The organism is Acidobacteriota bacterium (assembly GCA_035471785.1).
Classification (GTDB): Bacteria; Acidobacteriota; UBA6911; order RPQK01; family DATIPO01; genus JANQFM01.
Window position 1 is genome coordinate 1 of record DATIPQ010000069.1, and the last position, 6219, is coordinate 6219.

At 63.2% G+C, this 6219-nt stretch carries 6 protein-coding genes; 2 read left to right on the forward strand and 4 right to left on the reverse strand.

What is annotated here, in order from left to right; translation table 11 throughout:
• Positions 1-510: 510 nt before the first annotated feature.
• Together VLU25_09955 and VLU25_09960 are read left to right on the forward strand one after the other, a co-directional pair.
• The gene (locus tag VLU25_09955) at positions 511-1959 is read left to right on the forward strand and encodes an Ada metal-binding domain-containing protein (GenBank protein HSR68254.1); all 1449 of its coding nucleotides are present in this window, start codon (positions 511-513) and stop codon (positions 1957-1959) included.
• Positions 1956-2444, forward strand: a complete 489-nt coding sequence (locus tag VLU25_09960) for a methylated-DNA--[protein]-cysteine S-methyltransferase (protein ID HSR68255.1) — start codon at positions 1956-1958, stop codon at positions 2442-2444. The genes VLU25_09955 and VLU25_09960 overlap by 4 nt, the downstream gene beginning before the upstream one ends.
• Positions 2445-2756: 312 nt before the next feature.
• Here the strand turns inward: VLU25_09960 and VLU25_09965 are convergent, their stop codons facing one another.
• The 4 genes from VLU25_09965 to VLU25_09980 form a co-directional block, all read right to left on the reverse strand.
• Positions 2757-3155, reverse strand: a complete 399-nt coding sequence (locus tag VLU25_09965; protein ID HSR68256.1) for a hypothetical protein — start codon at positions 3153-3155, stop codon at positions 2757-2759.
• Positions 3156-3245: 90 nt separating this feature from the next.
• Positions 3246-4304 carry an FAD:protein FMN transferase gene (locus VLU25_09970; protein HSR68257.1) on the reverse strand — a complete coding sequence of 353 codons (1059 nt, stop codon included), beginning with the start codon at positions 4302-4304 and terminating at the stop codon, positions 3246-3248.
• Between the two features lie 175 nt (positions 4305-4479).
• Positions 4480-5427 (reverse strand): hypothetical protein, encoded by a 948-nt coding sequence (locus VLU25_09975; GenBank protein ID HSR68258.1) that lies wholly within the window; start codon positions 5425-5427, stop codon positions 4480-4482.
• Positions 5424-5939, reverse strand: coding sequence for a sigma-70 family RNA polymerase sigma factor (locus VLU25_09980; protein HSR68259.1), 516 nt, complete (start codon positions 5937-5939; stop codon positions 5424-5426). Before VLU25_09980 ends, VLU25_09975 begins: the two co-directional genes overlap by 4 nt.
• Positions 5940-6219: the final 280 nt, after the last annotated feature.

Sequence of the window (6219 nt, forward strand, 5' to 3'; positions counted from 1 at the left end):
AAACCAATCGTTGCAGGACTTTCTCTTCTTGCCGGCTGAGCTTGAGCTCGGCTTTGGGACGACCGGTTCTCATGAAGGCCTCCTTTGAGGAGACTATCATGGCATTTTAATATGACATGAACTTCTAACTCAGGACACTAGTGCAGTGCGTCAGAAGTTTTGAGCCACCCTGTCCCGTTATTCCACGCTTTCAGATGCGTTCAGACCTCGCCGTCTGAAACCCAGGGTGGCGCCGCCGTCTCGCTGGCGCTCGCCGGGGCTGACCCTGGGCTGGCGAATCTGTCCCCGTCAGGGACAAGAACGGAGGGCCCTGGCTCAGAACTTATCACCGGCAGCGCTAGTGCTGCCGGGTGGCCAAACAGGTTCACACTCGCGTCAAGTTTCAGTAACCGCAGTGAAGGCCCAATGCCCTCGGCGCTATGAGGCTGCTCGCCAGCTGCTCGCCCGCAAAGAAAATTCCAGCGGTCTAATCCGGTAGATTCAAGCGCCGTTCAAGTCTATAGTCGAAGCATGACACTGACACGGGAGCGCATGTTGGACCGCATGCTGGCTTCGGATTCCAGCTTCGACGGACGCTTCATCACGGGGGTGCTCAGCACCGGCATTTTCTGCCTGCCGTCCTGCCGGGCCCGCAAGCCCAAGCCCGAAAACGTGCGCTTCTTCACCGATCCGCGGGAGGCCGCGCGAGCGGGACTGCGTCCCTGCAAGCGCTGCCGCCCCGACCTCTTCTACCGGGGACGGGATCCGCAGCGCGAGCGCCTGGTGGAGGTGATCGATTCGCTGCGCCGCGATCCGGCGCGTTATGGCAACGTGTCCGACCTGGCGGATGAAGCCGGCATCGGAACTTCAAAGCTCAATCAACAGGTGCGCCGCTACTACCAGAGCACTCCCGCGGCGCTGCTGCTGCGCTTCCGCCTCAGGATGGCCCGGCGCCTGCTTCTGCAGGGCGGCGACAAGGTGGCCGACGTGGCCTTCGCCTGCGGATTCGAGTCGCTCTCGGTCTTCAACGAGCAGTTTCGCCGTTCTCAGCGCATGACTCCCTCTTCTTACCGGGACCTGCGCCGGGCGGACTCGTTTCTAATCGACCTTCCGGCCCCCTATCCGCTGGCTTTCATGCTCGACTACTGGGGACGAGATCCCGAGAGCTTGAGCGAGACGGTAGCCGGACGTTCGCTGCGCCTGGCACTGCGCCTCGAGGAGCGTCCGCTGGCGGTGCAGGTGGACTTCCAGGGCGGTGCGGCCGCCTGCCGTTTGCTGGACGGCGCTCCGCGTCCGGGAAGCGCCGCCCGAGTGCACCGGCGCCTGCTTAACCTGCTGGGGCTTGATCAGGATCCCCGTCCCTTCGAGGCCTCCCTTTCGGGACAGCCGCGCCTGGCTCCGCTTCTCCGCCTGCCCGGACTGCGTATCCCCCGCCTGGCGGGGCGCGTCGAGGGGCTGATCTGGGTGATCGTGGGGCAGCAGGTCAACCTCCCCTTTGCCTACACCCTGCGCCGCACCCTCTACCGCCTGGCCGGGACGCCCACCCCAAGCGGACTGACGGCGCCTCCCAGGCCCCAGGACCTGGCCGGACTCGATATCGGAGACTTGCGCCTCCGCCAGTTCTCGCGCCAGAAGGCTTCTTACCTGATCGGCGTGGGAGAGGCCCTTTTGAACAATGAAGTGCCCTCGCCCTCGCGCCTTCACCCTTTCTGCCAACTCGAGCGGACCCTCTCCAGCCTCAAGGGACTCGGTCCCTGGTCGGTGCACTATCTGCTCATGAGGCTCTACGGCTTCCAGGACTGTTACCCCGTGGGGGACGCCGGACTGGTGCGGGCCCTGCAATCCTTCTTCGGGCTGCGGCGACGGCCCGACCGGCGGCAGGTCGAGGAACTGATGGCTCCCTTCGCGCCCTACCGCAGCCTGGCCGCCTTTCACCTCTGGAATTGGTCGCCCGAGAATAACGAGGAAACCGCAAAATGACTTTCTACGACATCATCGACAGCCCCGTGGGCAGGCTCGGATGCGCCGTCGACGGCGCCGGCAACGTTGTGGCCGTCTCTTTCCTGCAAGAGCGCGACGAGGATGAATTCGTCCGCTCGCTAGGCCAGCGAGCCCGCCGCGACCCCATCCGCACCCGCGCCCTGACGCGCGAGCTCAACGACTACTTCAAGGGCAATCTGCGCCATTTCAACCTGCCGCTGAAGCTGCGCGGGACCGATTTTCAGAAGCAGGTGTGGACGGCGCTGTGCGAGATTCCCTACGGAGAAACCCGTTCCTACGCCCAGATCGCTCGGGCCATCGGACGCCCTTCAGCGGTGCGGGCGGTGGGAGCGGCCAACGGCGCCAACCCGATCCCCATCGTCGTTCCCTGCCACCGCGTGGTGGGCTCGGACGGCTCCATGACGGGATTCGGAGGCGGAGTGGAAACCAAGGTCCGCCTCCTCTCGCTCGAGAAATCCCGCTGAACGCCAGGACGGTCGAGGGCCACTCGTGCTGCCGGTCACAAGTTCTGGGCCAGCCCTCCGTTCTTGTCCCTGACAGGGACAGATTCGCCAGCCCAGGGTCAGCCGCGGCGAGCGCTAGCGAGACGGCGGCGCCACCCTGGGTTCAAACGCCAAATGTGCCAACGCTGAAAGGGTGGGATAACGCCACAGGGTGGCTCAAAACTTCGGGCGCACTGCACTAGGGCCACTAGGTGGCCAACAAGTTCACACACGAATCAAGTTTAAGCGACCGCGCTGAAGGCCTAATTGCTCTCGGCGGTATGAGGCTGCTCGCTATCGCTTGATGAAGACCCCCAGCACCGCGCCGCCTATCACGCCGCCGATGAGGAAGATGATTCCCCAGTACCAGCACAGGAAGTAGGGGAACCCGTTGATCGTCAGAGTGTGGTAGAAGGGGGCGAAAAAGGCCACCAGCCCCACCCAGAAGCCGAAATTAGCGCCTCCCATCACGCCTTCGGACCAGCAGTTGCGGGTCTTGGCGAAGAGAATGGCGGCCGCGATCCCGATGCAGATCGAGATGAGGAAGAAGTAGAGAGGGTTGGCCGGTTCCACCCTGAAGACTTCGTACTGCTCGTAGGTGCTTCCCAGAATGCCGGCGTGAGCGGCCCAATCGACCAGGTTCTTGGCTATTCCCGCGGCCAAGCCGCCCAAGAGAATGCGTCCCCAATTCATGCTGTGCCTCCTTGTTGTTCGATACGTTGTCAGGAATTTGGGCGTATTGTAAGGTTTTCGTCCCCGTGAGGAAAGGCGGCGCGGGCAAAATTATTCCGCCAGGACGTCTGCTCTGCTGGAAGCGGCGAAAGGGAAGTGGCCGCTTTTGCGGATGTCTCCCTCATCGTCGACGATCAGGGCTTCGACGTTGTCGAGGGACTCGGCCAGACCCATTCCTTCTCGGGAGCCGAGTACGAAAATGGCCGTAGCCAAGGCGTCGGCTTGCTCGGCGCTGGGGGCCAGCACGGTGACCGAACGGCACCCGCGGGCCGGACGTCCGCTGCGGGGATCGATGATGTGGTGGTAGCGCACTCCCTCCACCATGCGGAAGCGCTGATAATCTCCCGAGGTGGCCACCGCCCCGCCCGAAACCTCCACCCATCCCAGCAAATCGTCTCCCCGCGGGTCTTGGATGCCCACCCGCCAGGGACGTCCCGCCCGCTGGCCTGCGGTCAACACATCGCCTCCTCCCTCGATCAGGAAGTCGTCATAGCCTTTCTTGCGCAGCACGGCTGCGGCGCGGTCGATGCCGTAGCCTTTGGCGATGCCTCCCAGCCCCAGCGCCATGCCTTGGCGTGGCAGGCGGATGCGGACAGGGCCGGCGGCTGAAGCTGGATGGCCGTCCAGCTCGACGAGGCGATAGTCGACTCGCGAGAGGGCTTCCTCGATCTGCTCTTGCGAGGGCGCCTGAAAGCCGTCGTCCAGCTTCCACAGGTCGCCCATGCCTTTCCAGGTGATGTCGAAGGCGCCGCCGCTGAGGCGTCCGTACTCGATGCCCCGCTCGATAATGGCGGCCAGTTCCGGGGGCACCAGGTAGCCGGACCCGCCGGCCGAGCGGTTGAGCAGGCTGATGGGCGACTCTTCCCGCCATTCGCTCATCACCGCCTCTACCCGCGCCACCTCTGCGAGGGCGGCCGCGATGTCGCGCCGCACTTCCGCCTGATCGCTCTCAGGCGCCCACACTTGGACCGACCACAGCGTCCCCATAAGGGTCTGCTGCAGGCGGACGGTTTCTTCAGCCGGCTGCCGATACCGGTCAATGACCTGCCAGGCCAGCAACCCCGCCAGGGCCGTCAGCGAAATCCACGGCAGCAGCTTGTTTCGGGTCATGACCGGCGTCCCCTTTCGTTCCACTCATCTTAAACTGAAAAAGGGCCTCCCCGCCGGCCGGCGGGGAGGCCCTGAATCATTCGTTCTATTGGGTAGTGATTACTCGACGCGCAGACTGTTCGTCACCGAGAAGACTCCTTTAATAAGGCCGCAAGCCCCTAGGGAATGATTCGGGCTAGCGGCCAGCGTGTTTCAGCATCAATTCCAGTTCCAGCGAAGCCAGGCGGTGCTCGGCTTCGATACGCTGGAGTTCGAACTCCATGTGGCGCAGTTGCAGCGGGTCTTCCTCGCCGGTTTCTACCCTTCGGCGCAATTCCTCCACTTCTTGGGCACCCGCTTGCAGGCGCTTATCCAGCATTTGGACGCGCGCCTGCACTTCGGCCAGGCGCGACCTGGCGATCAGTTGCTGGGCCGACAGGTCCCCCCGCAGGAAGCTCTGACGGAGACGGAGCCGGCGGCCGAGATGCTCGATCTCACTCCTGACATGAGCCATGTCTTGCTCAGCCGCTGCCAGTGCTCGGCTGGGAGACACGCCGCTCTCCACTTCCTTGCGCCTGATGTCGAACATCCTTTGGGCCACTTCGAGTTTCTTCTGCAGCAAGTCCATCTGGGAATGGAGCCGTCGGGTCACGAAGTCCCGGCCCTCGACCAGGGGGGCGTAGAGTTCATGCCGGGGCGAGCGTCCGCTCAACTTCATCTCTTCAAGGTCGATGGAGGCTTGCAGCAACTGGTGCTCGACCTGGTAGACCTCGAATTCGGCCCAGGCCAGGGAGTCGGGATCGACCTCGCCTGAGGCAGCCTTCTCGCGTACGCTATCCAGGTAGTCCTGAGCCAGTTCGGCCCGGCTGGCGGCCAATTGGGCCTCGGTTTCGGCCCGGGCCAGTTCCAACTGGTGCTGCCAGTTGCGCTCCAGGCCTTGGGCGGCCTTGATCAAGGCCATGCCTCCCAGGGCCGAGACCACCACCAGCGCCGCCACCCGCAGGTAGCTGCGCCAACGGCTCGCTTGAGGAGGTTTTTGGTTAAAGCTTCGTCGTGATTGTCGCATTTCAGTCATCAGTTGCCACTCCAGTCGTTCCACGAAAAGAGGATCGGGTTGATGTCGTTCTTGTTCTTGGTTCTTCATGACCGACCTTTCCGGGGCGAGACGGCTTTCAGGCGTTCCTTGAAGGCTGTGCGTGCTCTTCGCAGGCGTCCTTCCACGGCCCGTTCTGAGATGCCCATCTCGCCGGCCAGTTCGCGGACCCGCTTGCCTTCGAAGTGAAAAGCCTCCAGCAAGCTGGCCTGCTCATCCCGCAGGCGTCCCAAGACCCAGTGGACGAGTGCGGCGGTTTCCCGGGAACGGAAGTCTCCGTCGGAGGGGAAGCCGTCCCACTCTTCCACCGGCTCGGGGCGCGTTTTACGGAAATGGCTGATGATGAGATTGCGCGCAACGGTCTTCAGCCAAGCGATGGGACTGTCGGGCAGTCCCCGCTTTTGCCAATGTCTGAGTCCGCGCAGGAAACTCTCCTGCACGACGTCCTCAGCGAGGGCGCGATCGCCTCCCGTCCGCCGCGAGACGTAAGCGTAAAGCTCGTAGACTGTCTCGCGGTAGATGTGCCGGACGCGGTCGGAGGTAATGCGCTCTCTTTTCTTCATCGGCCTACATTAGTTATAGACGCATGGGCGGGCGAAATCCCACGGTAATCTCAAGATGCCCTCCATCCGGCCGAGTGGCGACGGGATGATTCCTCAGGTATTTTGTGGGTAGGCTGGATACAAAGGCTGTACAAAGACTAAGGAGTCCTCGATGGCAGGCCAAGGCTCAGGTGGAAACGTACTGGCTGCACTATGCAGCTTCTTCATACCCGGACTGGGACAGCTTCTTCAGGGACGTCTGCTCATGGCGGTGCTGCATTTCGTGCTGGCGGCGGTTCTC

Coding starts and splice junctions, on each gene's coding strand:
- VLU25_09975 (HSR68258.1), bottom strand. CDS start 5,427: ATGAAGAACCAAGAACAAGAACGACATCAACCCGATCCTCTTTTCGTG.
- VLU25_09960 (HSR68255.1), top strand. CDS start 1,956: ATGACTTTCTACGACATCATCGACAGCCCCGTGGGCAGGCTCGGATGC.
- VLU25_09980 (HSR68259.1), bottom strand. CDS start 5,939: ATGAAGAAAAGAGAGCGCATTACCTCCGACCGCGTCCGGCACATCTAC.
- VLU25_09955 (HSR68254.1), top strand. CDS start 511: ATGACACTGACACGGGAGCGCATGTTGGACCGCATGCTGGCTTCGGAT.
- VLU25_09965 (HSR68256.1), bottom strand. CDS start 3,155: ATGAATTGGGGACGCATTCTCTTGGGCGGCTTGGCCGCGGGAATAGCC.
- VLU25_09970 (HSR68257.1), bottom strand. CDS start 4,304: ATGACCCGAAACAAGCTGCTGCCGTGGATTTCGCTGACGGCCCTGGCG.